Source organism: Pseudomonas sp. IPO3749, assembly GCF_013386605.1.
Taxonomy (GTDB): Bacteria; Pseudomonadota; Gammaproteobacteria; order Pseudomonadales; family Pseudomonadaceae; genus Aquipseudomonas; species Aquipseudomonas azotoformans_A.
Genome location: NZ_JACARN010000055.1, coordinates 1 through 24,602, shown reverse-complemented (window position 1 = coordinate 24,602; position 24,602 = coordinate 1). Strand labels below are relative to the sequence as shown.

Below are 24,602 nucleotides of genomic sequence, written 5' to 3'. Positions count from 1 at the left end.
CTCTGGGAGCGGGGCCACCACCAGCCCCGCTGCAACCCCGCCGCCGCCAGCAGAATCGCCGCCACACCCAGCCATTGCAGCCAACCCAGGCGATGCCCGAAGGCGATCCAATCGACGAAGATCGCCGCAATCGGGTAGATGAACGACAGCGCACCGGTAATGGCCGTGGGCAGTTTCTGGATCGCGCCGTACAACAACACGTACATCAAGCCGGTATGCACCACACCCAGCGTCACCAGTGCCGTCCAGGCATTGGGGGTGGCCGGCAGACTGTTCCAAGGCACCATCGGCGCGAGTAACAGCGCGCCGGTAGTCACCTGGATCAACGCCATCAGATGCGGCGGCACTTCTTTTAGACGCTTGATGATCAGTGCCGCAATGGCGTACAGAAAGGCCGCGCCCAGCGCCAGGGCGATGCCGGTGAGGTAATCGTCGCCGGTCGGTTGATCGCCATGGGCGGTGACAATCGCGAGCATGCCCAAGAACGCCACGCCCAGCCACGTCAGTTTCTGTACGGTGATTTTTTCCCCCAGGAACACCGCCGCCAGCATCACCAACATAAACGGCTGCACGTTGTACACCGCTGTGCTGATGGCAATCGACGCACGGGAATAGGATTCGAACAGCAGCAACCAATTGCCGACAATCGCCACGCCGCTGAGCATCGCCAGGCCGAGCTTGGCCCAGCTCAGCAGGCCCAGGCGCAAGTAACCCAGCAGTGCGCAGACCAGCAACAGCGTCAGCCCGCCGATCACGCAACGCCAAAACACCACTTCGATCACCGACACGCCAGACACCAATACGAACCAGCCAATGGTGCCCGAGATCAGCATGGCGGCGATCATTTCCCACGACCCGCGACGGATGGATGTGTCCATGATTGAAGCTCCTCAAGTGAGGCTCAATTATGGCAATCTGCTCGGGAGCGGCTCCAGCGCCTAAAAAAGGCCAAATCGCTGGATTGCCTTTACTTATTAGGTGGACACCATGATTGACACCATCGACCAGCAACTCATCGCGGCTTTGATGGACGACTCGCGCCTGTCCCTCAAGGCCCTGGCCGGCATTACCGGGTTGTCTTCGCCCAGCGTCGGTGAACGTTTGCGCCGTCTCGAAGAACGCGGCGTGCTGACCCACTACACCGTCGATATCGACCCCAAGCATTTCGGCTACCTGCTGCAAGCCATTGTGCGCATCCGCCCCCTGCCCGGCAAATTGCATGAGGTGGAACGGCAGATCCAGGCGATTCCCGAATTCACCGAGTGCGACAAGGTGACCGGCGACGACTGCTTCATCGCACGCCTGCATGTGCGCACCATGGATCATCTGGACAGCCTGCTCGACAAGCTGAATGCCTACGCCGAAACCAACACTGCCATCGTCAAGAAAACCCCGGTGAAACGCCGCCTGCCGCCGTTGGGGGATTAGTGATTTTGAGTCACTAGCGCAATGCCTGAGCGAGCATTCCGTCATGACTGAGCGCTGTTTATCCTGGCGCCACTCTTTGGAATAACAGGTAAAACGCTCATGTACGTCATTACGGGAATCACAGGCAAAGTCGGCGGCGCCCTGGCGCATAACTTGATCAAGGCGGGCCAATCGGTGCGCGCGGTCGTGCGTGATGCAGGCAAGGCTGCCTACTGGGCTGACCTGGGCTGCGACGTCGTGTTTGCAGAGATGGAAGATGCTCAAGCGCTGACGGCTGCATTCACCGGCGCGACCGGCGTGTTCATCCTGCCGCCGCCAGGCTTTGATCCGCAACCCGGCTTCCCCGAAGCCCGCGCCGTGATCAGCGCCGTCAGCCAGGCCCTGCAGGCCGCCGCACCGCCGAAAGTGCTGTGCCTGTCGACCATCGGCGCCCAGGCCGAGCAGCTCAACCTGCTGACCCAGCGCACCTTGATGGAGCAAGCCCTCAGCGCCCTCGACATCCCCGTCACCTTCCTGCGCCCGGCGTGGTTCATGGAGAACTCGCTGTACGACGTGATCTCAGCCCGCGACACCGGCGTGATCCATAGCTTCCTGCAACCGCTGGACAAAGCCGTGCCGATGATTGCCACGGCGGATATCGGCAGCGTGGCGGCGCAGTTGCTGCAACAGGACTGGGCCGGCCAGCGTGTGGTGGAACTGGAAGGCCAATGGGTGAGCCCCAACGACATCGCCCGGACGCTTGCGCAATTGCTGGGCCGCGACGTGCATGCCGAGGTGGTTGAGCGTGATACCTGGGAAGCGCTGCTGCGCTCGCAAGGTGCGCAGAACCCATTGCCGCGCATGCGCATGGTGGATGGGTTCAATGAAGGGTGGATTTGTTTTGAGCATGATCAGGTGCTTAAAGGGGCGACGCCGTTACAAACCGTATTGCGCGAGCTGATGAATAAATAAACAGGTTTTCTGTGGTGAGCAGGCTTGTTGTGGTGAGCAGGTTTCCTGTGGCGAGCAGGCTTGCCACAAACAAGCCCGCTCGACAGAGAGAGCAGCCCTCAGCCATGCAGCGCTTTTGCCGCAGCAAGCAAGCCTTGGAACTTGCGATATCGCACTTCCAGTACCGCCTGCTGCTTGGCATCCGGCAAGTATCGCGCCTTCACCGCCATCCCCGCCTGCAACAGTCTCTCCCCCTGCCCGATCGACAGAAAGCCCAGCTTCGCAGCCCCGATGCAGGCGCTCAACTCACTGCCGTGCAACGTAAAAATCTCCCGCTGCAGGATATTGGCCAGCAACTGCGCCCAATACTCGCTGCGCGCCCCGCCGCCCACCAAGGCGCAGGTCCCGACGTCGGCGCCGGCCGATTGCACGGCGCGCAGCGCATCCAGCAAACCGAAACCCACGCCTTCCATCACGGCATAACCGAGCATCGCGGGTGTGCAGTCGTGGCCCAGGCCCATGAAACCGCCGCGCAGCAGTGGGTCGTTGTGGGGGGTGCGCTCACCGGCAAGGTACGGCAGAAACAAAGGCGTGCTGAGTGGCACGGGTTGTTCGATCGGCAATTGCGCCTGCACCTGGTCCAGCAACGCCTGCTCATCCGCAGTACCCGTCAGCCGAGTGACCCAGCGCAGGCAACTGGCCCCGGCGAGCATGGCGCCCATGGTGTACCAACGGTTGGGCAGCGCATGGCAGAAACTGTGCACGGCGCTGGCCGGGTTGCCGGCGGCGTGGTCGGTGATTGCGACGATGGCTGCGCTGGTGCCGAGGGTGATGAAGCCGTCGCCAGCATTGATCGCACCGATACCGACAGCCGCCACCGGGTTGTCGCCACCGCCGCCAGCGATCACGACGTCAGCCGACAACCCAAGGTCCATCGCCGTCAAACAAGCGCTCGCGGCACCGCCTTCGATCAACCGGGGCATTTGCTCCGGTGCAAGTCCCGTAGCGCGCAGCATGGGAGCGAACCACGCGCGTCGTGCCACATCCAGCCATAACGTGCCGGCAGCATCCGACATCTCACTGATGCGCACGCCACTCAGGCGCAACCGCAGGTAATCCTTGGGTGACAGCACACAGTCAATGGCCCTGAACACTTCAGGTTCATGGTGTCGCAGCCACAGCAGTTTCGGCGCCGTCAGCCCGGCCATCGGCAAGCTGCCGGTGATGCCGGAGAATTCCGGGCCCAACTGCTCGGCCTCGGCGACCGCACGGGAGTCATCCCACAGAATCGCCGGGCACAACACCCGATCATCCGCCCCCAACAACACCGCGCCGTGCATCTGCCCGGACAGGCCGATACAGCCCACACGCGCAAATGCCTCATGCAGGCGCAACTGGGCCAGCGCTTGCACACAGGCCTGCCACCAATCCTGCGGGTCTTGCTCGGACCAGCCGCTATGACGCCGAGACACGCTCAAGCGCACGCCGGTATGGGCCAGCACCGTACCGTCGAGGTCCATGAGGATGGCCTTGAGTTCCGAGGTGCCGAGGTCGATGCCGAGGGAAACGGGATTGCTCATACGGGGTCATTCCACTCCATTACAGCCACATGAATGACGCCATTGCAGGGTCGGCGCCAGGCGCAGGCTCTGGGTCGGCGCGTGGGGCGATGCCATGCGTTGCAACAACAGGTTCACCGCCTGGACACCGAGTGCCTGCACCGGCTGCGCGATCAAGGTCAGGCGCGGCACGAAAAAATCCGCCCAGTCGAAATCATCAAAACCCACCAGCGCCATCTGCGCTGGCACGTCGATCTGCGCGTCACGCAGGGCCTGCATGGCGCCCAGGGTCATCAGGTTGTTGCCGGCCATGATCGCCGTCGGCGGTGCCGCCAAGCCCAGCAACTGCACCGTGGCCTGGCGCGCCGGCTCAGTATTGGAGCCGCCATTGACCAGCAGCTCCGGATCAAACACCAGCCCCGCCCCCTGCAATGCGGCGCGGTAACCGGCGACACGCTCATCGGTGGTGCTGAACCCCTCGCGACCGGCGATAAAGCCGATCCGCCGATGACCATGGGCGATAAGGTGTTCAACCAGTACCTGGGTAGGCTGGGCATTCTCCACCCCAACCTGGTCGAAGTGCTCACTCATCATGCGGTCCACCAGCACCGCTGGAATTTCGTTGGTGCGCAGATAATCCAGGACCTTGGAGCCGTTCGAAGGCGCCAGCACAATCCCATCCACCCGCCGATGATGCAGCGCCGTGACCACTCGCAGTTCCTGCTCCGGATCATCATGGGTGTCGACAAACAGCATCATGTAGCCGTGCTGGGCGCACGCGGTTTCAATCGCGTGCACCGTCTCACTGAAATAGTGGTTGGACAACGCCGAGATCGCCACGCCGATGGTGTTGGTGCTCGACCGGGCCAGCGAGCGCGCCAGGGTGTTGGGGATATAGCCCAACGCCTGGATCGCCTGCTGCACCGCCAGTACAGTGGCCGGGCTGACCTTGCGGGTGCCGTTCAACACGTGGGACACCGTCGACGTCGACACCCCCGCCCTGCTTGCCACGTCATCCATGGTGACCACGACGCTGTTCCTTCTCAGTGGATCAATGTTTGCTCGACCAACCGCTGTACGTAGCGACGTTGTCACGGGTGATCAGTTTGGGCGTGAGCAGGGTAACCGCTTCGGCCGGGGCTTTGTCATTGAGAATGTCATTGCCCACATTGACGGCGGTCTGCGCCATGGCCCACGGGTCCTGGCTGGACGACGCCTGGATCTGTGAGTCGGTCTTCAGCGCGTTCTCGATATCCGGTGCGCCGTCCACCGAGGTGATGATGATGCCGCTGCGCTTGAGCTGCTTGGCGGCCAGGTCGCTGCCGATGGCTTGTGGGTCGTTGATCGCGAACAGGCCATCGATTTTCGGAAAGCGCGTGAGGTAACCCTGCATCACGTTCAAGCCGCCTTCGCGCGAACCTTTGCCGTCCTGGTCATCGGACAGCACCTTGATATTCGGCGCAGCGGCCAGCGCGGCCTTGCAGCCTTTGACGCGGTCAGTCACGGCGGTGACTTGCGGGCCGTTCTGGATGATCACGTTGCCTTTACCGGAGAGTTTGTCCACCAGGTACTGGCAGGCCAGCTTGCCGGCTTCGACGTTGTCGGTCTGCACGGTCGCGTTCACGCCCTTGGCGTCCACATCCACGGCGACGACAACGATGCCGGCATCGCGGGCTTTCTTGATCGCCGAGGCCATGGCAGAAGGGTCGACGGCGTTGATCAGGATCAGGTCGACCTTGGATGAAATGAAATTGTCGATCTGCGAAAACTGCTTGCTCAGGTCGTAGTCAGCCGACACCGAGGTGACCTTGACGTTGGGGTTCAGCTCCTTGGCCCGCGCCGTGGCGCCATCGGCCAGCGTCACGAAATACGGGTTGCCCAGCGAGCCCATGCTGATGCCCAGGGCCTTCAACTCACGGGCTTCGACGGCTTGGGACATCAGGGCAGCCAAGGCAATGACGGGAAAGATACGTTTGAGGTTCATGCGGGTCTCTCTTGTGATTGTTGTAGGAATCAGGTCCGCGCACCGGACTGGCGATAACGATCCAGCGCCACTGCGCCAATGATCACGATGCCCTTGATGATGTATTGCCAGATATCCGACACGCCCAGCAGTACCAGGCCGTTGGTGAGCACTGCGATGATCAGCGCACCAATCAACGTGCCGCCGATGGTGCCGACGCCGCCGGTAAAACTGGTGCCACCGAGAATGACTGCCGCAATCGCGTCCAACTCATAGGATTGCCCGAGTTGCAGGCCATTGGCGGCGAATAATCGCGAAGCGCTCATCACGGCACCCAGCCCGGCCAACGCGCCGGACATCGCGTAGACGAACAGCAGCACTTTCCACACCTTGATGCCCGACAGTCGCGCCGCCTCCGGGTTGCCGCCCACCGAGTAGATCTGCACGCCCATTACCGTGCGGCGCAGGATGAACCACGACAACGCCACCACGGCCACGGCAATGATCACCAGCCACGGCACGCCGAGTACCGAGTCATTGCCGATAAAGGCAAACGGCAGGTCCGGGTTGAATACGGTCTTGTCATCTGCCAGCAAACGCGCCAGCCCGCGCATGGCCGTCAGTGCGCCGAGAGTGACGATAAACGGCGGCAGGCGCATAAAGGCGATCAAGCCGCCATTGACCAGGCCGAGCAACAGCCCGAAACCGATACCGGCAGCAATCCCGAACATGCCGAACTGCGGCGACATCGACGCCTGCAACGCCACCACGGCTGAAGCGGCCAGGATCGCGCCCACCGACAAGTCGATGCCAGCCGTCAGGATCACAAAGGTCATGCCCGCCGCCAGCACCACATTCACCGACGCCTGCTGGGTGATGATCGACAGGTTCTGCACCGTCAGGAAGTTCTCGCTGGCCAGGGCAAAACCCACCAGCAGCAGGATCAGCACCGGCAACATGCCCACCGTGCGCATCAACTCGCGTGCGCGTTCCGCTTTACCGATTGTCGCGATATTCAACTCAGCCATGGGCAACCACCTGATCGCCACCGGTGGCGAGGTCAATAATGCGTTCCTGGGAAATAGCCTGGCCGGAGGCGCCGCCGACTTCAGCGACGAGCTGGCCTTCGCGCATGATCAGCACGCGGTCGCAGGTGCCGATGATTTCCGGCAGCTCGCTGGAGATCACCACGATGCCGACACCGGCTTGGGCCAATTGATTGATGATGCGGTAGATCTCGGATTTGGAGCCGATGTCGACGCCACGCGTAGGCTCGTCGAGGATCAGCACGTGCGGCTTGACCTCCAGCAGTCGCGCCAGCAACACCTTCTGCTGATTGCCACCGGACAGCGCGCCAACATTCACCTTGCCCGACGCCACGCGAATCGACAGCGACTTGATCGCGTCATTGGATCGCTGCAAGGCATGCCCGCGGTCCAGCACGCCACCGGCATGCGCATCCGGCACACAGGCGCAGACGTTGATGTTGTCCGCCACGCTCATGTCGAGGAACAGGCCCTGGGCCTTGCGGTCTTCGGTGAGATAGACCACGCCGGCACGGATCGCGTCCGCCGGCGTGCGCAGATGGGTAACAGTCTTGCCGACCACTTCCAAGGTGCCCGAGGTGCGTGGGTCGGCGGCAAAGATCAGCCGCGCCAGCTCGGTGCGCCCTGCCCCGACCAGCCCGGCAATACCCAGCACCTCACCGGCATGCAGGTCGAAACTGCAATGGCGCACGCGCTTGCCGTCGGCCATGTCGCGCACGCGCATCACCACGTTGCCAGGGTTGTAGGCGGCGTGTTCCTTTTTGTAGAAGCCTGACAGGTCGCGGCCCACCATCATTTTCACCAGCACTTCGGCCGACAGCGCGTCGCGGGTCAGCTCGCCGATGTATTGGCCGTCCCGCAGCACCGAAACGCGGTCCGACAGCTCATAGATCTCGGCCATGCGGTGGCTGATATAGATGATCGCCAGGCCCTGGCTGCGCAGTTGCTTGATCAACGCGAACAACCGGTCGGTCTCGCGGGATGACAACGGCGTGGTCGGTTCGTCCATCACCAGGATCTTGGCGTGGGCATGCAGGGCGCGGGCGATCTCCACCAACTGGCGCTCGGCAATCGATAGGCTGCTGACCCGTGTGGCGGGTGTGAATTCGGCGCCGAGGCGTTGCAGCACCTCGACGCACCCCGCCTCCATGCCCTTGCGGTCGATGGTCCAGCCACGCCGCAGTTCGCGGCCCAGGTAGATGTTCTCGGCCACGCTGAGGTTGGGGCACAGGCTCAATTCTTGATAGATAACGGCAATGCCGAGGGTTTTCGCGGTGGCGGGGTCGAAGCAGGCTACCGTTTGACCGGCAATGCGGATTTCACCGCCGGGATCGGCTTGATAGGCGCCGGAGAGGATCTTCATCAGCGTGGACTTGCCGGCGCCGTTCTCCCCCATCAAGGCGTGGATTTCGCCGGGGTAGACCTTCAGGCCGACATTCTTGAGCACGCGCAAACCGTTGAAGGTTTTGCTGATGCCCTGCATTTCAAGCAAGGGTTCAAGGCTCATGAATGAGCTCCTGGTTTTATTATTTTTGTCGTCAGTGGGCCGACTCTAATGTAGAAACATTTCTTTACGCAAGCGCTTGCCTATCGGTTTTTGCGGGTGAAGAAACGTTTCATCAAGCCAATTTATTGAATAGGCACGCAAAGCATCGGTTTTACCGTTTGTCTGCTATTGTCCAAGGACCTCATCTCCTCCTCATCGCCCCCAAGCGATCTTCTGTGAGCATGCTCTGCGCCATTGTCGGTTGACGGTGGCGGGCCTGAACGTCACGGAACGCCCAAGCGATGGACACACCGTTACCCGAACAGCCGCAATCGCGCGCCGAAAAAATCGTCGAGTTCAAACGGCAGAAAACCCTGCTCAAGACCGGCGCGCTGCAAGACGCCATCTTCAACAGCGCCTACTTCTCCAGCATCGCCACCGATGAAAAAGGCGTGATCCAGATCTTCAACGTCGGTGCCGAACGCATGCTCGGTTATGCCGCCGCCGACGTGGTCAACCGCATCACCCCCGCCGATATTTCCGATCCCGTCGAGCTGATCACCCGCGCCGCGGCGTTGAGCCTGGAACTGGACACACCGATCACGCCGGGTTTCGAAGCCCTGGTGTTCAAGGCTTCCCGCGGTATCGAGGACATCTACGAGCTGACCTACATCCGCCAGGACGGCAGTCGCCTGTCGGCCATGGTCTCGGTGACGGCCCTGCGCAACCGGCATGACACCATCATCGGCTACCTGCTGATCGGCACCGACAACACCGCGCGCAAGCAGGAAGAAGCCGAGCGCAAAGGTTTCGAGCGTGCGTTGGAAGAAAAGAACCTGGAGCTGGAGCACGCCAGCCACATGAAGTCCGAGTTCCTCGCCACCATGTCCCACGAACTGCGCACGCCGCTGAATGCGGTGATTGGCTTTTCCGAGGCGCTCAAGGACGGCCTCGTCGGTGACATGAGCGAGACGCAGCGCGAGTACATCGGGGACATCTTCACCAGCGGCCAGCACTTGCTGTCGTTGATCAACGACATTCTCGACCTGTCCAAGGTCGAGGCCGGGATGATGGAACTGGAGCTGGAAAGCGTTGAGCTGGCGGGCCTTTTGGCCAATAGCTTGCTGATCGTGCGGGAAAAGGCCGCGCTGCAACGTATCCAATTGAAACTGGAATGCCCCGACGACCTCGGCCACCTGGAACTGGACCTGCGCAAGACCAAGCAGATCGTCTACAACCTGCTGGCCAACGCGGTGAAGTTCAGCGAACACGGCAGTTCGGTAACGCTGACGGTGCGCCAGGTCACCCGCGAACAGGTCGGGCAAATTCCCGGCGATTGGCCGGTGTATCGCTTTGCATTGCCCGCGAGCCCTCAGCAGCAATTCCTGGAGTTGAGCGTCAGCGACACCGGTATCGGCATTGCCGAAGATGACATGGGCAAGCTGTTCAAGGCCTTCAGCCAGATCGACAGCAGCCTGGCGCGCAAATTCGAAGGCACGGGCCTGGGGTTGGCGATGGTCAAGCAACTGGCCGACTTGCACGGCGGCAGTGTCGCGGTGGCCAGTCGCGAAGGCTGTGGCGCGCGGTTTGTGGCGTGGTTACCACTGCACCGCGCGGCGGAGGCTCCATGGCCCACGTCCTGATCGTTGAAGACAATGAAGCCAATATGCGCCTGGCGCGCCTGTTGCTGGTGAACGCCGGCCATACAACCGTGTGGGCGCCCGATGCCGAGACCGGCCTGACCCAGGCCCGCGAACAGCAACCGGCCTTGATCCTGATGGACATCCAACTGCCCGGCATGGACGGCCTGACCGCCACGGCCCTGCTCAAGCAGGACCCGCTGACGGCGCACATTCCGGTGATCGCCCTGACCGCCATGGCGATGAAGGAAGACCGTGAAAAGACCCGGCTGGCCGGCTGCGACGCCTATGTGATCAAACCCCTGCGTTACAAGGAGCTGTATCAGGTGATCGATACGCTGCTGCAAACCCACAACGACCCTCTCAGATGAGAATGCACCCATGGCCACGCTGCTGATCGTTGATGATGAACCTCAGGTGCGCAAGCTCCTGGAAACGCTGTTGCACCACGAAGGCTACCAGACCGTCAGCGCGAGCAGCGGCGAAGAGGCGCTGCAGGTGGTGGCGCAACAGCCGCCCGACCTGATCCTGCTGGACATCATGATGCCGGGGATGGATGGGTATGAAGTGGCCAGCCAATTGAAAAGTGACGACGTCACGGCGGGTATTCCCATCATCATGCTGTCGGCCCTCAGTGATCCTGGTGCGCGCGTCAGTGGTTTGGAGAGCGGTGCCGAAGAGTTCCTCAGCAAACCGATCGAGCGTATCGAACTGTCCCTGCGCGTGCGCAACCTGCTGCGGCTCACCGCTCACGGCGAGCGGGCGGATAACCTACGCCAAGCCCTGCAACCTGACGTCGACCGTCGGGACCTGGAAACCGCCCTGCGCCAGGCCGTGGAACGCAATGAGTTCATTGTTCACTACCAGCCTAAAGTCGAGCTTGCGACGGACCAGCTTTGCGCGCTTGAGGCCCTGCTGCGCTGGGACCGGCCGGGGCATGGCGCGGTGTCCCCCGCGGTGTTCGTACCGGTATTGGAGAGCCTTGGCCTGATCGTAGCGGTGGGACGCTGGGTGATCGAAGCCGTTTGCCAACAGATCGCGACCTGGCAACGCAGTGCCATTGGCGCCGTGGAGGTGTCGGTCAACGTTTCCGGCCACCAACTCATAGAAGGCGACCTGATTGCCGATATCGCACGTATCCTCGCGCAAACCGGCGTCGAGCCGCACTGGCTGGAAGTGGAGCTGACCGAAGGCTCGTTGATGGAAAACACCCAGCACACCATCGCCAGCCTGCAACGCTTGCATGCCATGGGCGTGAAAATCTCCATCGACGATTTTGGCACCGGCTATTCAAGCCTGGCGTATCTGCGGCGTTTTCCCATCGACACGCTGAAGATCGACATCGCCTTTATCCGCGAAGTCACCAGCAACCCCCAGGACGCCGCGATCACCCGCACCATCATTGAGCTGGCCCACAGCCTAAACCTGCGGGTGGTCGCCGAAGGCGTGGAAACCCAGGCGCAATTGGCGTTCTTGAAAGACGCCGGCTGCGACCAGATCCAGGGTTACCTGTTCAGCCGGCCATTGCCGGTGGCCACCCTGGAGCGGCTGCTGCTGGAGCGTTCAGAGACTCCGTGAAATCTCCTCGCGCAGGCACTCGATCAATCCACGGTGAGTCGCGCTCAGGCGCTCGGCGCCGCTGACCAACGCCAGTTCCGACGACGGCACAGGAGGAAGCTCGGTGCAGATTCGGTGGCTGGGCAGCACGGCACTTTTCGGCAGGATGCTGACGCCCAACCCTGACGTGACCGCCGCCTGGATCCCGGTAAGGCTGTGGCTGCCAAACGCCACGCGCCAACTGCGCCGGGCCTTGTCCAAGGTGCGAATGGCGCGCTGGCGGTAGATGCAGCCTTGGGGAAACAGCGCCAGGGGCAAGGTGTCGAGTTGCATATCCTGGCCCTGGCCACATACCCACACCAAGGGCTCAGGCCAGCTGGCGTGGCACTCGCCGCTGCCGGCTTCGCGCTTGACCAGGGCGATGTCGATTTCGCCGCTTTCCAATTGCCGGCGCAGGTCGGTGCTCATGCCGCTGACCGTCTCCAGCCGCGCCTCGGGGCGGGCACGTACGAAACCCGAAAGCATCGACGCCATGCGCGTCGCGTCGAAATCCTCGGGCACGCCCAGGCGCACCGGCACTACGCTGGCCTCAGTGTCCAAGGCATCGCGGGCTTCGCGGGACAGGTTCAACAGGCGGCGCGCGTAATGGGTCAGCAGTTCGCCGTGTTCGGTGGCACTGACTTGCTGGCCCGAACGGTCGCGCACCAGCAACACCTGGCCGACGCTTTCTTCCAGCTTGCGAATCTGCTGGCTGACCGTGGACTGGGTGCGGTGCACGCGCTCGGCGGCACGGGTGAAGCTGCCTTCGTCGACCACGCAGACCAGTGTGTGCAAGAGTTCCAGATCAAACATGGCGGCAACCTTCTTATCGACAATTCAACTGTGATGCAGAGGTTAATTTAATTTCCTACTAAGTGCGAGGTTTCCTATGCTGCATCGACCACCCACTCTTTTTACAGGTGCTCCATGCCACTCGAACACTCCCCTCGCCCGTTGTGGCTGACCTTTGATTGCTACGGCACCCTGATCCAATGGGATGAAGGCCTGCGTGCCGCCATCGACCGGATCCTGGATCAGAAAGGCGAACACCAGATCGACCGCGAAACGCTGCTCAGCGTCTACGACCACCACGAACACGCCCTGGAGCAAACCCCACCGCACCGCAGCTTTCGCACCCTCGCCGGGCTGAGCCTGCAACTCGCGCTCAAGGAGCTGGGCTTGCCTGCCAATGACCACGATGGTGCGACTCTCACTGATAGCATCAGCGCCATGCCACCGTTTCCCGAAGTGGTGGATACGCTCAAACAGTTGAAGGCCCTGGGCTACAAACTGTGCATCGTTTCCAACACCGACGATGACGTGATCGCCGGCAATGTGGCGCAACTGGGTGGCTACATCGACCGGGTGATCACCGCCCAGCAAGCCGGTGCCTACAAGCCCAACCGCCGTCTGTTCGACTATGCCCATGAACAACTGGGGGTGAGCCTGGATGAGGTGGTGCACATCTGTGCCAGCCCGCACCTGGATCACGCCGCCGCGCGAGATATCGGTTTTCGCTGCGTATGGATCGACCGTGGCACCGGTCGCCAATTGCTGGCCGACTACACACCCGATGCGATCCTGCCAACCCTCGACGGCGTTCCCGAACTGTTCAAGTCCTTAGGATGGTGAACCATGGCCCATACCTTCACGCCCTCCTCCCTTGGCCCGCGCGCCGGGCGCTGGAATCTCGATAGCCTGGCCGCCATCGAAGCCCGCGTAGAACTCGCGGCTTGCCTGCAATTGGCGGCGCTGCATGGCTTGGAAGAAGGCATCTGCAATCACTTCTCGGCGATGGTGCCGGGGCATGACGATGTGTTTTTCGTCAATCCGTTCGGCTACGCCTTTGAGGAAATCACTGCGTCCCGCCTGCTGGTGTGTGATTTCCACGGCAACGTGATCGACGGCGACGGCACGCCGGAAGCCACGGCGTTCTACATCCACGCCCAGTTGCATCAACAGCAGCCGCGCATCAAGGCGGCGTTCCATACCCATATGCCGAATGCGACGGCACTGTGCCTGCTGCAAGGCCCGCCCTTGCTGTGGCTGGGGCAGACGGCGTTGAAGTTCTATGGGCGCGCGGCGGTGGATGAGGATTACAACGGCCTGGCGTTGGATAACCGTGAAGGTCAGCGTATCGCTGCAGCGTTGGGCGATGCCGACATTCTGTTCCTGAAGAATCATGGAGTGATGGTGGCTGCGCCGAACATCGCCGAAGCCTGGGATGATCTGTACTACCTGGAGCGGGCGGCCGAGGTGCAGTTGAAAGCCATGGCCAGCGGGCAGCCGCTCAAGCCGATCGACCCGGCGGTGGCGCAGGTGGCCTATGAGCAGATGCGTGAAGGCGACCCGGCGAGTGCGCGGGCGCATCTGGACAGTGCGATGCGGCGGTTGAGGCAGCGCGGTTCAGCGTTCGATCAATAACAAAATGGGGGCCTGGGCCCCCACGCTTTTGGTTACTGCGCGTTGGCCTTGGCCGCATCATTGATGATCGCTACCACCCGCGCCGGGTTCGACACCATCACCACGTGGGAAGCCCCCTTTACGTCCACGGTTTCCTTGGAGCCCGCACGGTCAGCCATGAATTTAAGCGCAGCCTCGGGAATATTTTTGTCCGCTGAACCGTATATGAAGTAGGACGGCACGGTTTTCCAGGCCGGGTCACCCGCCGGTTCCTTCAGGGCAGCTTCGGTGATCGGGCGTTGCCCGGCCGCCATCAACTGGGCTTCCTTGGGCGCCACGTCGGCGGCGAACTGGCTGTTGAACTTGTCTTGCTGGATGTACAGGTCGGTCACGCCGTCCTTGGAAATCACGGGTTTGTCCAGGGTCGGGCCGAGGGTGCCGCCAGGGTAGCGGCCGGACAGCTCAAACGCGGTCTCGCCTTTTTCCGGGGCGAAGGCGGCGACGTAGACCAGCGCCTTGACCTTGCTGCTGCCATGCACGGCGTTGGAGATCACCGAGCCACCGTAGGAATGGCCGACCAGAATCACCGGGCCTTGGGTGTGTTCGACGATATCGGCCACGTAGTCCGAGTCGGTCTTGACGCTGCGCAGCGGGTTGGCCACGGCGACCACCGGGTAGCCTTCAGCCTTGAGCCCGGCGATCACGCCGTTCCAGCTGGAGGCGTCGGCGAACGCGCCGTGCACCAGCACGACGGTGGCTTTCTGTGGGGCGGCAACACTGGCGGTGGCGACACCGAGGGCGAGTGCGCCGGTGATCAGGGCGGCGGCGACGCGGGAGAACTTGAAGGTTTTCATGAACGTTTGCTCCGTTGGGGGTGGGCGCTCAAGGCGTTGAACGTGAGGCCATGATGCCGAAGCGCGTTTTACAAATGGAGGCTAATAGTCGACGATATGGCGCAGATCGTCTAAACAGATCGTTAATTGAAATCAGGTGAGTCATGGATCGTTTGTCCACACTGCTGGTGCACTTCGGCATCGGTGCCGATACCTTTCACAGTGGGTCGCTGCACGGCGCCCTCGACACCCGCGATCTGCAGCAGCGCGGCCGGGTCTACCTGCTCAAGGACGGCCAGGCCAGCCTGGAAATGCCCGACGGCACCCTGCGTATTCCCGAGCCCAGTTTGGTGCTGGTGCCGCGTCCCCTGCCCCATCGGCTGGTGGCGGCCAAAGCCGATTGCGCCCAAGTGGTGGCGGCTTCGCTGCGTTTTGATGGGGGCATCGATAACCCGTTGTCCGTGGCGCTGACCGACACCATCGTGATGCCGCTCAAGCAGATCCCGATGATCGCCGGCACGCTGGACTGGCTGTTCGATGAAGCCTTCGCTGAACACTGCGGACGCGAGGCGGTGATGAACCGGCTGTTCGAGCTGATGGTGATTCAGTTCCTGCGCCACATGATGGCCTATCACAGCATGACCACCGGCATGATGTCGGGCCTGGCCGACCTGCGCCTGGCGCGGGCCATGACCCTGCTGCACAACAACCCCGAACGCCCATGGACCGTGCAGGAAATGGCGGTTGAGTCGAACATGTCCCGTGCCAGTTTCGCCGCGCACTTTCATAAAGTGGTCGGCCAGACGCCAGCCGACTATGTGCTGAGCTGGCGCGTGAGCCTGGCGCAGAAACGCCTGCGTGAAGGTCGCCCCATCGCCCTGATCGCCGATGAGGTCGGTTACGAGAGCCCCTCGGCGCTGGCCCGTGCGTTCCGGCGCAAGATCGGCACCAGCCCGCGCGAATGGCTACAGTTGCAGGCGCCGCTACGGGTCCAGCACGCCGCCGCTGTAGCTGTCGGATAAGCGTGTACCGGTGAACTTGGCGACCACCGAGCCTTGCGCCACCAGGCGTTCGCGGTGGCGTGTGACTAGCCGCCCGGCCTGGGCGGCGTGCAGGGTCACTTCGGAGGTCGGGTCACCGAGGCGGCCGATAATGCGTGCGAAACGCTGGCCTTCTTCCAGGTCATCGCCCAGGCCCTTTTCGAACACCAGCACGCCGGCGCAAGGGGCAAGGACGGTTTCCATGCAGCCCATGTCAACCACGTCGCCTTGCCATTCAGCAATGTCGGCCACCTCGTCGATCACACCGTTGATGCACAGCCAGGCCCACAGCCCATCCGCGTCCTGTTGCGCCAGGGCGTCACTGACGTCTGCCTGCCCGCGCAGTTCAATAGTGGCGGCCAGTTGCGGTGAAGCGTGGTTGATGAGGGTTTCTTCAAAGGAGCCATCACCGCCTTCATCCCAGACAATCACCAGGTCCACCTGCAATGCTGCCGCCAGTGCCAGGCCTTGTTCGGGCCAGAAGCTGCGGTGGATGTAGAGGTAGGGCAGCGCCTCGTCGTCGGTGTGCAGATCTAGAATCAGGTCGGCATCGGCGGCCAGTTGCACCAGGCGTTTCTGCCATTGCGCCAGGTTGCTCGCCGGGCGCGCCATGGCCAGCGAACAATCGAAAGCACGGTTGAAGTTCTGCCCGGTGGCTTCGTGGAAACGCCCGAGCAGGCGGCCCTGGCGAAACTGGCCGATGCCAAAGGGATTGGCTTGGGGCACCACCGTGACCGTCCCCTTGAGTCGGCCCTGCTCGGCGCACGCCTGCAAGCGCGGCAGCAGTTGATGCAGCACCAGCATCCCGGCGATTTCGTCGGCGTGCACACCGGCCTGCAGGTGCACCTTGGGCCCGCGGCCGTCGCCGTCGAAACGCCAGGCGCCGATGTGCAGCACATTGCCGGAATCGCCTGTCACCTGCCACGAAAGGTCTTTCGCCATGCCTTGCCCTCCTCTGATCAATTAATCGGTAGAGATTGAACACATGTTCAACTAACCTGAGCGCTGTGCTGTTCCATCCAAGGCCTGCCCATGACCCCCGAGCTGCCCAAACTGCGCCGTGCCGATCCCGACGAACGCCGGGACCTGCTGATTGCTGCCACCCTCACCTGCCTGGCGCGCGATGGGCACGCGGGGATTTCCGTGCGCCGTATCGCTTCCGAGGCCGGGGTGTCGGTGGGGTTGCTCAACCACCATTTCGGCAGCATCGACGCGCTGATTGCCGAGACCTACCACAAGCTGGCCAACGAACTGACCAGTGCCCTCTGGGCGCACGTGGAACAGGCCGAAGGCCCTGCTGCGCGCCTGGATGCATTCCTCAGCGCCTCATTCTCGCCCCGGGTCATGGACCCCGACCTGCTGGGCGTGTGGGTGGTGTTCTGGAGCCTGATCCGTCACTCGCCCCATGTGAACCAGTCCCACGAAAACAGCTACCACGCCTACCTGGCATTAATCCAACAACTGCTGGACGATCTGGCCCGCAGTGAAAACCTGGTGATCCACGACAGCCACCTGGCCGCCATCGGCTTATCGGCGATGCTCGACGGACTCTGGCTCGAGGGGTGCCTCAACCCCGGCACCTTCAGCCCCGCCAACGGCCTGCACATCTGCCGCTGCTGGGTACAGGGGTTGCGTCAGGGTGCATTCGGCGCCGACCACGTCCTGTGACACCGGATGCCGTGCGCTGAGCATGGCCAAGGTGCCGCTGATGGCGATCAACACCGCGCCGATGATCAGCGAGCCATCCATCAATGTGCCCCACACCAGGCTCGACAGGAGGAACGCCCAGATCAGCCCGGTGTATTCGAATGGCGCGAGTAAGGTTGCCGTGGCGCGGCGAAAGCTGGCAAACAGCAGGAATTGCCCGATGCCGCCAACCAAGCCGGCCGCCAACATGCCCAGCCAGGCCGGCGCGGGCGCCGGTGTGTGAGTCCAAGGCAAGGTCACGCCCATGCACAGCACAAACACCACGTTGGTGATCAGCATTTGCTCCAGCACCGAGCTGCTCGGGTCGACCTGGCGCAACTGGATATAGGTAAACGCCCAGCACAACGCCGCGCCCAACGTCAGGGCGATGGGCCACGGGTCGAGCATATGCGTGGGACGGCACGCAATGACCACCCCGACAAAGCCGATTATCAACGCGATCCATTGGCCCCGGCTGGCGCGCTCCTTGAGGATCAGCGCAGCCAGCAGCGTGACCATGATCGGCGCAGAAAAGTACAGCGTGGTCATTTCCGCCAGGCTCAGGTCCTTGGCCGCCGTGTAATACAGCAACCACGCGAGCAACGACAACAGCCCGCGAATGATCAGCAAGCGCCGGCTCACCGACGTCCAGGCACTGCGCACCAGGCCCATGCGCCCGGCGATCAAGCACGCGACGACCACCACCAGGCTGCGCCAGAACAGGATGGTGAACACCGAGTAATCGGCCACCAGCCACTTGACCACCGCGTCCTGCAACGCCAGGAACAAATACGCCAGCGAACACAGGGCAATCCCTTGCAACGAGCGGTCCTGTTTCATCCGGCCGACCTGCGCAGCGGCGTACCGCGCCGTTCGGCGATGGCGTAGACGCCTTCGATCAGGAAGGTCAGGCACAGGTAGACCGCCGCCACCAGCAGCAGCGGCTGGTAGATCTGCAAGGTCTGCGCGCGGACCACGTTGGCCGCGCCCAGCAGGTCGACCACGGCAATGGTCGAGGCCAGGGCGGTGGATTTGAGCAACATCACGGTCTCCCCGGCCAAGGTCGGCAACAACAGGCGCATCGCCCGTGGCAAACGCACGCGCAACAAGGCCTGGCGCGGCGTCATGCCGAATGCCGAGGCGGCTTCCATTTCCCCCTTGGGCACCGCCAGCAGGCCACCGCGGATCACTTCGCCGACGTAGGCACCCACCGACAACACCAGGGCAAACACGATGTACCAGTAACCGTCACGCAGGTACGGCCACAGAAAGCTGCCGCGAATCATCGGGAACTGGGCAAACAGGCTGCCCAGACCGTAGTAGAAAATGTAGATCTGGATCAGCAGCGGGGTGCCGCGCAACACACTGGTGTAGGCCAGTGCGCCACGGGCCAGCCATTTACGCCGCGACAACCGCGCCAACGCCACCAGCACCGCCAGGGCAAAACCCAACACCGCCGAAATCACCAGCAGCGACAAGGTGGTCTGCAAGCCTTTGGCGATCAGGCCGGCGTAGTAACTTATCCAATCAGGCATGGCCCGCTCACTCGACAACCGGCATCCAGCGACGGATACGTCGCTCCAGGCGCCCGGACAGGTAGTTGGAAGCCAGCGTCACCAGGTAATACAAGGCGGCGGCCGTGAGGTAGAACAGCAGGTACTGGCGGGTCGAGCCTGCGGCCTGCTTGGCGGTGTACAGCAACTCGTTGGTGCCGACCACGCTGATCAAGGCACTGTCCTTGATCAGGTTGATCCACAGGTTGGACATGCCGGCCAGAGCGAACGGCGCCATGATCGGCAAGGTCACCCGGCGGAACAGGCCAAACCCGCTCAAGCCAAACGCACGTGCTGCTTCGATCTGGCCGTGGGGAATCGCCAGGATCGCCGCGCGGAAGATCTCCGACGCGTAGGCGCCCTGCACCAGGCCCAACACCAGGATCGCCACCAGCGGGCCGCTGATGTTCATCTGCTCGAAGCCCATCCCGAGCATCAGCGCGTTGAGGCCCATGGACCCGGCGTAATACAGCAACAGGATCAGCAGCAGTTCCGGCACCGCACGAAACAGCGTGGTGTAGCCGCGCATCAGCAGCGCAATCGGGCGTGGCGCACTGAGCTTGGCGCAGGCCACCACCAGGCCGATCAACACACCCACCGCAAACGAGCCGGCGGAGATTTGCAGGGTCATCCATAACCCTTTGAGCAACGCATTGCCCCACCCTTGTTCGCCGAAGCTTAAGAGGTCGAGCATTATTCGGTCTTCTGGGCGACGTGTTGATAGGGGCTGTCACAGGTCTTGCTGACAAACGCCGGGGTGTCGCCGCGCTTGCACGGGCTGACCGACAGGCCGAAATAGTGCTGCGACAGGTCGTCGTAGTCCTTGCTCACCAGCAATTCGCCGATGGCCTTATCCAGCCGCGCCTTGAGCGCAGTGTCTTCCTTGCGCAGGCCGGCGCCGACGCCACGACCGATGATCGGGTCGTAAGGCACGCTGGCAATATGCGCCAGACCGCTGGCTTCCGGAGTCTTGACCATCATGGCAATGGCGGTGTCGTCGGCCATCATGTAGTCGATACGCCCGGCGATCAGGTCGGCGTTGGCCGATTCCTGGGTGTCGTAGTACTTCAGGTCCGCGATGTTTTCGTAGTACTTCTTCAGGTAGTTGGCGCTGACCGTGGAGATCTGCACGCCGATCAACTTGCCCTTGAGGCCCGCCGGGGAGATCTCGACTTCGCTGCCTTTGGGCCCGGCAACGCCCAACAGGGAATCGTAGTAGGCGCGGCTGAAAGCGATCTGTTTTTCACGCTCATCGGTCACCGACATCGACGAGAAAATCACGTCGATTTTCTTCGCCAGCAACGAAGGAATAATGCCGTCCCACGCCACTTCCTTGATCTGGCACTCGGCTTTCATGCCTTCGCAGAGTTTGTGGATCAAGTCCACTTCAAAGCCGGACCACTGGCCGTTGCCGCCTTTAACGGTGAACGGCGGATAGGGTTCCGCGGCGACCGCAAACACGATGGGCTTTTCCGCCGCCTGGGTGAAACCTGCAGCCAACATCAACACAGCACTGCTCAACCACGTTGCCATACGCTTGGATTTCATGATTTTGCCCCGTCTTTTTATGGAGTTAGCGAGTTTGATGCGCGTTGACGAACTGTCGGCAACGTTCACTGCGTGGGTCGATAAACACCGCATCCGGCGAGCCGGTTTCTTCGATCATGCCTTGGTGCAGAAACGCCACTTTCGACGACACATCCCGGGCGAAGGCCATTTCATGGGTGACCAGGATCATGGTGCGGCCTTCCTCGGCCAGGGAGCGGATCACCCGCAGCACTTCGCCCACCAACTCCGGGTCGAGGGCCGAGGTGGGTTCGTCGAACAGCATGACTTTGGGACGCATGGCCAACGCACGGGCAATCGCCACCCGTTGCTGTTGGCCGCCGGAGAGGAACGCCGGGTATTCGTTGCGCTTGGCGGCCAGGCCGACGCGGTCGAGCAAGGCTTCGGCGCGTTCGATGGCCTCGGCACGGCTTTCGCGCAGGACCTGGGTGGGGGCTTCGATAAGGTTTTCCAGGACCGTGCGGTGTGGCCACAGGTTGAAGTTCTGGAACACCATGCCCAGGGTCGAGCGGATACGTACCAGCTGTTTGGCATCTGCGACCAGAGGCGCGCCGGGCCGACCGTAGTTGAGCTTGATGCTTTCGCCATCCACATGGATGCTGCCCTGGTCCGGCACTTCGAGCATGTTGATGCAGCGCAGCAAGGTGCTTTTACCCGAGCCGCTGGCGCCGATCAGCGAGATCACGTCGCCTTCGTGGGCCGTGAGGGAAATGCCCTTGAGGACTTCGATATTGCCGAAGCGTTTGTGCAGGTCGATGACCTCGATCATCTTTTTGACTGCGGCCGGCGGCACCCCTTCGATCCTGGGCGCCGCCGCAACACGCGGCTCACCGGCCAGCTTGGCGACAAACTGCACGATGCGTTGGCAGGCTTCGCTCAGGCGCTCTTCACCCAGGGTGAACGACAAGCGCACGAAGCCCTGGGCCGGCTCGCCAAAGGCGGCGGCGTCGAGCACCGAAACCCCGGCTTCCCGAAACAGGCGCCAGGCAAAGTCGAGGGAGCCCAGGCCGGTGCCGCGCACATCCACCAGCACAAACATCCCGGCTTGCGGTGCCTGCACCTGGATGCCTGGGCACGCACTCAGCCCCCTCACCACCAGGTCGCGTCGGCGCCGATAGATCTCGCGCATGCCCTGGGTCACCTCGTCATGGGCCAGCACGGCGGCGGTGGCGGCTTCCATCACAAAGCCCGGCAGCCCGTAGAGCATGCTCAGCACCAGGGTTTCCGCGTGGGCGACCATCTGCGGCGTGGCGATGATCCAGCCAATGCGCCAGCCGGTCATGGCATGGGACTTGGACAGGCTGCCAATCACCACACAGCGCTCGGCCATGCCCGGCAGTGCTGCAAGGCTGTGGTACTCACCGTCGAACACCAGGCTTTCATAGACCTCATCCACCACCACCCACAGGTCGTGGGCGATCGCCAGGTCGGCAATGGCTTGCAGTTCGTGCGGGTTGAGCACCACGCCGGTCGGGTTGTTCGGGTTGGAGAAGAAAATTGCCCGCGTACGCGGTGTGATTGATGCGCCGAGCAACTGGGCATCGAGGCGAAAGCCGGATTCCGGCGAACAGGGCACACGCACCAGTGTCGCACCGCTGGCCTTGAGCGTGGCCTCGTAGGTGACGTACATCGGGTCGAGCACCAACACTTCATCACCCGCTTGCAACAGACACAGGGAGGTCACGAATAAGGCGTTCTGTGCACCGGCCACCGTGATCACGTTGTCGGCGTTCAGCGGACGGCCCAGGGTCTGGCTGTAGCGTGCCGCAATGGCATCGCGCAATGCCGGGCGACCGGGAATTTCGGTGTAGTGGGTGTCACCTTCGCGCAAGGCGCTCACGGCGGCGTCGGTAATGAAGGAGGGCGTGGCGAAATCCGGATCGCCAACGCTGAGGATGATGATGTCATCGCCCTGGCTGGCCGCCTGGAATGCGGCGTGGTGGATGTCCCAGGCGGCTACGCCCTGCCCTGCAATTCGTTCGACGAAGGGGGAAAACCGCATGCCAGAGCCTCTCGTTCAAGAAGAAACAGCGCGAACCCGTTACGTGACAAACGGGTGGATGCGGTCAACATAGTTCAAACTGAACAGTCGTTCAATGGGTAAGTTTGCGGCGGTGTCGTTTATGCTCCAAAGAGGTCGTTGTGGTGATTTTTGTCGGTTTACAGCTGGCTCATCAGGTCACAGCGATAGTCCTGCAATTCGCCGGCCGAGCCGAGGTTCAGCTCGCTCAACGTGACATGGGTGCTCAGCAGCACGAAATTGCCATCGGCACGCGCTGCCATCAGCAGGCTGTACTGGCTCATCGAGTCGCCCTGGGCGTCCACATAATCACGCAACACTGCCAGTGGGTCGCGCAGCTCGGCATCGGCCGCCGACAGCAGCCGGGCGCTGTAGGTGTGCCCCATCAACTGCACCGGTAGCGTGCGCCATTGCTCATCCAGCACTTGCTGGTTGAGCGTGCTATAGACGTCCGGGCGCAGGCAGGCGATATGCACGTGCAACTGGTTCTGGGAGCGGCCGTAGCGAGAGTTGATCGCCACCGAGACGAACTGATCGGCAATCGGTTTTTTCAAGCCCTCGGACAACACCCGCCGATGTTGCCAGGCCTGGGTGAAGTAATGCGGCAGCAGCTCGCGGCCAAGGGCCGGGTCTTCAATACCGGTGACCTTGTCTGCCGGCATCAGCAGGTTGTGCAGCGGGCCGTTGCGGTCTTTGTACAGGACGTAGCCGCGGTCCAGGTCCACCGCCAGGCAGGGGTCGGGCTTGAGCTGCTGTTGCTGGTGGGGCACACATTGCTGGCTGACGGTCTGCCACAAGGCATCCGGGTTTCCCCGCCACTTCCAGGCCCCCACGAGCACCAACCCACAGAGCAAACCACCAGCGATCGTGACTACGGAACCGCGCTTCATGCAAAAACCTCGACGTACAGGGATGTTGTGTGTGTTGCTGGCGACATCCCTGTCGCAGGGTTAACGCTTGGGCGGGGCCAAAAATTCCGGGCCGATCGGATCTTTTATCGTGCTGGCCAGGATACGGTCGATATGCGTCAGGTCTTCGGGCGTCAGGTGCCAGCCGAAGGCTTCTTCGTAGCCTTTCAACTGCTCCGGGCGCCGGGCACCCCACAGGGCGATGGTCGGGCCTTGATCAAGCACCCAGCGCAGGGCCAGGGCCAGCACCGATTTGCCGTGGCACTCGCGGGCATACATATCCAGCGCGGCCACGGCGGCCAGGTAGTGTTCGAAACGCGGCGCCTTGAACTTGGGGTCGAGCTTGCGCACGTCATCGCCAACAAACCGCGTGGCCGAGTGCATGCTGCCGCTGAGCAAACCTCGGCACAGCGGCCCGTACGCCAACACCACCAGGGAATGCTGCTTGGCGTAGGGCAGGATGTCGCTGTCGATGGCCCGTTCGAACAGGTTATAGGGCGGCTGCACCGTGGCCAGTGCGGTGTATTGGCTGAAATCGTCCATTTGCGCGGACGAATAGTTGCTCACGCCGACCGCGAGGATTTTGCCTTCACGGCGCAGGCGTTCCAGTTCATCGGCGGTTTCTTCCTGGGCCACCAGCGGGTCGGGCCAGTGGATCTGGTACAGGTCGATGTAGTCGGTTTGCAGGCGCACCAGGGAGTCTTCGACTTCCTTGCGTATGCGCTGGGCCGTGGCGTTGCGCCGGGGTGTGCCGGTGTCCCATTGCAGCCCGGCCTTGGTCGCGATCACCGCGCTGTGGCGCACGCCGCGCAGGGCCTTGCCGATCAGCTCTTCGGACAGGCCAAAGCCGTACACGGGCGCGGTGTCGATCAAGTTGATACCGATGGCCAGGGCGTGGCGCAGCGTTCGGATGGCCTGTTCATTGTCCGCCCCGCCCCACAGGTG

Annotated in this window: 24 protein-coding genes and 1 pseudogene; 9 read left to right on the top strand and 16 right to left on the bottom strand. The window is 62.4% G+C overall.

Going from position 1 to position 24,602, the window contains the following annotated elements; genetic code table 11:
* A partial coding sequence (locus HX812_RS21360; RefSeq protein WP_178949128.1) for a DMT family transporter occupies positions 1-878 on the bottom strand: 878 nt, incomplete at its 3' end.
* 109 nt (positions 879-987) lie between these two features.
* Here HX812_RS21360 and HX812_RS21355 point away from each other — a divergent pair.
* On the top strand, positions 988-1,428 hold the full coding sequence (locus tag HX812_RS21355) for an Lrp/AsnC family transcriptional regulator (RefSeq protein WP_038843286.1): 441 nt from the start codon (positions 988-990) through the stop codon (positions 1,426-1,428).
* Between the two features lie 99 nt (positions 1,429-1,527).
* On the top strand, positions 1,528-2,379 hold the full coding sequence (locus HX812_RS21350; protein ID WP_038843284.1) for an NmrA family NAD(P)-binding protein: 852 nt from the start codon (positions 1,528-1,530) through the stop codon (positions 2,377-2,379).
* Positions 2,380-2,477: 98 nt separating this feature from the next.
* Here the strand turns inward: HX812_RS21350 and xylB are convergent, their stop codons facing one another.
* The 5 genes from xylB to HX812_RS21325 are packed head-to-tail and all read right to left on the bottom strand — an operon-like array spanning position 2,478 to position 8,433.
* Positions 2,478-3,938, bottom strand: a complete 1,461-nt coding sequence (xylB, locus tag HX812_RS21345; protein WP_038843282.1) for a xylulokinase — start codon at positions 3,936-3,938, stop codon at positions 2,478-2,480.
* 6 nt (positions 3,939-3,944) lie between these two features.
* Positions 3,945-4,946 (bottom strand): LacI family DNA-binding transcriptional regulator, encoded by a 1,002-nt coding sequence (locus tag HX812_RS21340; protein WP_038843280.1) that lies wholly within the window; start codon positions 4,944-4,946, stop codon positions 3,945-3,947.
* 22 nt (positions 4,947-4,968) lie between these two features.
* Positions 4,969-5,901, bottom strand: coding sequence for an ABC transporter substrate-binding protein (locus HX812_RS21335; protein ID WP_038843278.1), 933 nt, complete (start codon positions 5,899-5,901; stop codon positions 4,969-4,971).
* Positions 5,902-5,930: 29 nt separating this feature from the next.
* Positions 5,931-6,908, bottom strand: a complete 978-nt coding sequence (locus HX812_RS21330) for a sugar ABC transporter permease (protein WP_016975702.1) — start codon at positions 6,906-6,908, stop codon at positions 5,931-5,933.
* Positions 6,901-8,433 (bottom strand): sugar ABC transporter ATP-binding protein, encoded by a 1,533-nt coding sequence (locus tag HX812_RS21325; protein ID WP_038843275.1) that lies wholly within the window; start codon positions 8,431-8,433, stop codon positions 6,901-6,903. Before HX812_RS21325 ends, HX812_RS21330 begins: the two co-directional genes overlap by 8 nt.
* Before the next feature lie 281 nt (positions 8,434-8,714).
* On the opposite strand from HX812_RS21325, the gene HX812_RS21320 reads away from it, so the two are divergent.
* From HX812_RS21320 to HX812_RS21310, 3 genes are read left to right on the top strand one after another with little or no spacing between them, the layout of a single operon-like run.
* A complete protein-coding gene (locus HX812_RS21320) occupies positions 8,715-10,055 on the top strand; it encodes a HAMP domain-containing sensor histidine kinase (RefSeq protein ID WP_177128148.1) in 1,341 nt (446 codons plus the stop codon).
* On the top strand, positions 10,040-10,423 hold the full coding sequence (locus HX812_RS21315; RefSeq protein WP_038848625.1) for a response regulator: 384 nt from the start codon (positions 10,040-10,042) through the stop codon (positions 10,421-10,423). The genes HX812_RS21320 and HX812_RS21315 overlap by 16 nt, the downstream gene beginning before the upstream one ends.
* 10 nt (positions 10,424-10,433) lie before the next feature.
* Positions 10,434-11,630, top strand: coding sequence for an EAL domain-containing response regulator (locus HX812_RS21310; protein ID WP_038848623.1), 1,197 nt, complete (start codon positions 10,434-10,436; stop codon positions 11,628-11,630).
* On the opposite strand, the gene HX812_RS21305 is transcribed toward HX812_RS21310, so the two are convergent.
* Positions 11,616-12,461 carry a LysR family transcriptional regulator gene (locus HX812_RS21305; RefSeq protein WP_038848621.1) on the bottom strand — a complete coding sequence of 282 codons (846 nt, stop codon included), beginning with the start codon at positions 12,459-12,461 and terminating at the stop codon, positions 11,616-11,618. The two genes, HX812_RS21310 and HX812_RS21305, sit on opposite strands and share 15 nt — an antisense overlap.
* 114 nt (positions 12,462-12,575) lie before the next feature.
* Between HX812_RS21305 and HX812_RS21300 the strand changes: the two genes are divergently transcribed.
* On the top strand, positions 12,576-13,280 hold the full coding sequence (locus HX812_RS21300) for a haloacid dehalogenase type II (RefSeq protein WP_038848620.1): 705 nt from the start codon (positions 12,576-12,578) through the stop codon (positions 13,278-13,280).
* A gap of 3 nt (positions 13,281-13,283) precedes the next feature.
* A complete protein-coding gene (locus HX812_RS21295; protein WP_038848618.1) occupies positions 13,284-14,072 on the top strand; it encodes an aldolase in 789 nt (262 codons plus the stop codon).
* A 32-nt stretch (positions 14,073-14,104) separates the two neighbouring features.
* Here the strand turns inward: HX812_RS21295 and HX812_RS21290 are convergent, their stop codons facing one another.
* Positions 14,105-14,905, bottom strand: coding sequence for an alpha/beta fold hydrolase (locus tag HX812_RS21290; protein WP_177075087.1), 801 nt, complete (start codon positions 14,903-14,905; stop codon positions 14,105-14,107).
* Positions 14,906-15,048: 143 nt separating this feature from the next.
* Between HX812_RS21290 and HX812_RS21285 the strand changes: the two genes are divergently transcribed.
* On the top strand, positions 15,049-15,906 hold the full coding sequence (locus HX812_RS21285; protein WP_038850541.1) for an AraC family transcriptional regulator: 858 nt from the start codon (positions 15,049-15,051) through the stop codon (positions 15,904-15,906).
* On the opposite strand, the gene HX812_RS21280 is transcribed toward HX812_RS21285, so the two are convergent.
* The gene (locus tag HX812_RS21280) at positions 15,868-16,866 is read right to left on the bottom strand and encodes a succinylglutamate desuccinylase/aspartoacylase family protein (protein ID WP_038850539.1); all 999 of its coding nucleotides are present in this window, start codon (positions 16,864-16,866) and stop codon (positions 15,868-15,870) included. The two genes, HX812_RS21285 and HX812_RS21280, sit on opposite strands and share 39 nt — an antisense overlap.
* 90 nt (positions 16,867-16,956) lie before the next feature.
* Here HX812_RS21280 and HX812_RS32150 point away from each other — a divergent pair.
* A pseudogene (locus tag HX812_RS32150) lies at positions 16,957-17,496 on the top strand (TetR/AcrR family transcriptional regulator); the annotation flags it as partial.
* Here the strand turns inward: HX812_RS32150 and HX812_RS21275 are convergent.
* From HX812_RS21275 to HX812_RS21245, 7 genes are all read right to left on the bottom strand, one after another.
* Positions 17,452-18,450: a DMT family transporter gene (locus HX812_RS21275; RefSeq protein ID WP_038850538.1), complete on the bottom strand. Its 999-nt coding sequence runs from the start codon at positions 18,448-18,450 to the stop codon at positions 17,452-17,454. The pseudogene HX812_RS32150 and the gene HX812_RS21275 overlap by 45 nt on opposite strands.
* The gene (locus HX812_RS21270) at positions 18,447-19,145 is read right to left on the bottom strand and encodes an ABC transporter permease (RefSeq protein ID WP_038850537.1); all 699 of its coding nucleotides are present in this window, start codon (positions 19,143-19,145) and stop codon (positions 18,447-18,449) included. The genes HX812_RS21275 and HX812_RS21270 overlap by 4 nt, the downstream gene beginning before the upstream one ends.
* A 7-nt stretch (positions 19,146-19,152) precedes the next feature.
* Positions 19,153-19,857, bottom strand: a complete 705-nt coding sequence (locus tag HX812_RS21265) for an ABC transporter permease (protein ID WP_038850535.1) — start codon at positions 19,855-19,857, stop codon at positions 19,153-19,155.
* Positions 19,857-20,711, bottom strand: a complete 855-nt coding sequence (locus tag HX812_RS21260; RefSeq protein WP_038850534.1) for a transporter substrate-binding domain-containing protein — start codon at positions 20,709-20,711, stop codon at positions 19,857-19,859. Before HX812_RS21260 ends, HX812_RS21265 begins: the two co-directional genes overlap by 1 nt.
* A 25-nt stretch (positions 20,712-20,736) precedes the next feature.
* Positions 20,737-22,731 carry an aminotransferase class I/II-fold pyridoxal phosphate-dependent enzyme gene (locus HX812_RS32265; protein ID WP_038850531.1) on the bottom strand — a complete coding sequence of 665 codons (1,995 nt, stop codon included), beginning with the start codon at positions 22,729-22,731 and terminating at the stop codon, positions 20,737-20,739.
* A gap of 158 nt (positions 22,732-22,889) precedes the next feature.
* The gene (locus HX812_RS21250) at positions 22,890-23,639 is read right to left on the bottom strand and encodes a CDP-diacylglycerol diphosphatase (RefSeq protein ID WP_038850530.1); all 750 of its coding nucleotides are present in this window, start codon (positions 23,637-23,639) and stop codon (positions 22,890-22,892) included.
* Between the two features lie 60 nt (positions 23,640-23,699).
* Positions 23,700-24,599 carry an aldo/keto reductase gene (locus HX812_RS21245; protein ID WP_256348959.1) on the bottom strand — a complete coding sequence of 300 codons (900 nt, stop codon included), beginning with the start codon at positions 24,597-24,599 and terminating at the stop codon, positions 23,700-23,702.
* Between the last annotated feature and the right edge of the window lie 3 nt (positions 24,600-24,602).